A 1,465-nucleotide genomic window follows, 5' to 3' on the forward strand; every position below is an offset into this window, starting at 1 on the left:
TGCAGGCGCGCGGTGGGGACGGGGGGCTGCGGAGAGACGAACCTCAGTGGGGGGTGGGGTGTGCCTGTGTATGCGGGGCCGGGGGTGACGTGGCAGACCGGGGCGTGAAGGGGGAGGCCGCAGCTGGACGCGTGTCCGTGGTTGTCGATGGCGAGGCTGTGCTCGTAGCCTGCGCTGATGGTGGTCCAGGTGGTGTTGGGGGTCGGGTCGGTCACGCGTGCGGGCGTGGGGTGGGGGGTCTGGTGGACGCCGTCTCTGCCGCCGTTGCCGAGCTCGCCGTAGTAGTTGTATCCCCAGCTGTATGCGTGTCCGTTGTTGTCGATGGCGAGGCCGTGCCCGTGGCCTGCGCTGATGGTGGTCCAGTGGGTGTTGGGGGTCGGGTCGGTCACGCGCGCGGGCGTGGGGTGGGGGAAGTGGCCGTAGATGCCGTCGCTGCTGCCGTTGCCGAGCTGGCCGCCGTTGTTGGCTCCCCAGCTGTATGCGTGTCCGTTGCTGTCGATGGCGAGGCTGAACTCGTCGCCTGCGCTGATGGTCTTCCAGGTGGTGCCGGCGGTCGGGTCGGTGACGCGCGCGGGCGTGGGGCGGGGGGTGTTGTCGCTGCTGCCGTTGCCGAGCTGGCCGAACCGGTTCCTTCCCCAGCCGTATGCGTGTCCGTCGCTGTCGATGCCGAGGCTGTGCCCGTCGCCTGCGCTGACGGCGGTCCAGGTGGTGCCGGGGGCCGGGTCGGTTACGCGCACGGGGGTGTGCTTGTCGGCGTTGTCATAGTTGGGTGAGTTGGTGCCGTTGCTGTTGTCGCCGAGCTGGCCGTAGATGTTCCGTCCCCAGCTGTATGCGTGTCCGTGGTTGTCGATGCCGAGGCTGTGCTCGTGGCCTGCGCTGATGGTGGTCCAGGTGGTGCCGGGGGCCGGGTCGATGATGCGCGCGGGCGTGGGGTTGGAGGATATCCAGTCGCTGCTGCCGTTGCCGAGCTGGCCGTGTCCGTTGTATCCCCAGCTGTAGGCGTGTCCGTCGTCGCCGATGGCGAGGCTGTAGTAGTAGCCTGCGCTGACCTGGGTGAAACGCACGCCGGCCGGTGCGTGCACGCGCACGGGGATGTTGCGGTCGCCGCCGGTGCCGTTGCCGAGCTGGCCGTACTCGTTGTCTCCCCATGCGTAGGTGTTGCCGTCGCTGCCGATGGCCAGACTGTGCCCGTTGCCTGCGCTGATCTGGGTGAAGGTGATGCCGCTGGTGGGCGGGGTGATGGTGGTGTGGGTGCCGGCCGTGTTGGCGGGGCCCTTGGTGGGGGAGAGGGTGAAGCCGTCTACGCTCTCACTGGTGGGTGTGCGGTTGGGGGGGGGATTGGCGGGCGCCTGCCGGGCTGCCCCCCCCCCCCCGATGGTGGCGATGGCTAGGGTCATGGCCAGTGCGGTGGCGGTGGTGCGGCGTGTGCGGGTGTGGCGCATGGTGGTGTCGGCTCCTCGAAGAT

At 69.6% G+C, this 1,465-nt stretch carries 1 protein-coding gene; it reads right to left on the reverse strand.

What is annotated here, in order from left to right:
* Positions 1-1,442, reverse strand: a 1,442-nt coding sequence (locus CRD59_RS07500; RefSeq protein ID WP_407923133.1) for an RCC1 domain-containing protein, incomplete at its 3' end; no start/stop codon positions are given.
* Positions 1,443-1,465: the final 23 nt, after the last annotated feature.

Source organism: Bifidobacterium xylocopae, from assembly GCF_003315615.1.
GTDB lineage: Bacteria > Actinomycetota > Actinomycetes > Actinomycetales > Bifidobacteriaceae > Bombiscardovia > Bombiscardovia xylocopae.